At 65.5% G+C, this 525-nt stretch carries 1 pseudogene; it reads left to right on the forward strand.

Annotation, left to right across the window (positions count from 1 at the left end):
* A pseudogene (locus QKY98_RS23710) lies at positions 1–525 on the forward strand (SulP family inorganic anion transporter); the annotation flags it as partial.

Consider the following 525-nt stretch of genomic DNA (forward strand, 5'->3'; position numbering starts at 1 on the left):
CTTCGTGTCCCGCTCCGTGGTGACGGGATTCGTCAACGCCCTGGCGATCCTGATCTTTCTTGCCCAGTTGCCCGAGCTGACCCATGTCGGCTGGGAGGTCTACGCCATGACCGCCGCCGGGTTGGGCATCATCTATCTGTTCCCCTTGTTGCCGGTGGTAGGCCGGCTGCTGCCGTCGCCGCTGGTCTGCATCCTGGTGCTGACCGCCGTCTCCCTGGCCCTGGGCCTGGACATTCGCACGGTGGGCGACATGGGTCAGCTGCCCGATACCCTGCCGGTACTGCTCTGGCCGCAGGTGCCCCTGACCCTCGACACCCTGCTGATCATCCTGCCCTATTCGCTGGCGCTGGCCGTGGTCGGCCTGCTGGAGTCGCTGATGACCGCCACCATCGTCGATGACATCACCGATACGCCCAGCGACAAGAATCGCGAGTGCAAGGGCCAGGGGATCGCCAACATCGCCGCGGGTCTGCTGGGGGCATGGCGGGCTGCGCCATGATCGGCCAGTCGGTGATCAACATGAAG

The sequence above is a fragment of the Pseudomonas sp. HR1 genome, assembly GCF_030175875.1.
GTDB lineage: Bacteria > Pseudomonadota > Gammaproteobacteria > Pseudomonadales > Pseudomonadaceae > Chryseomonas > Chryseomonas oryzihabitans.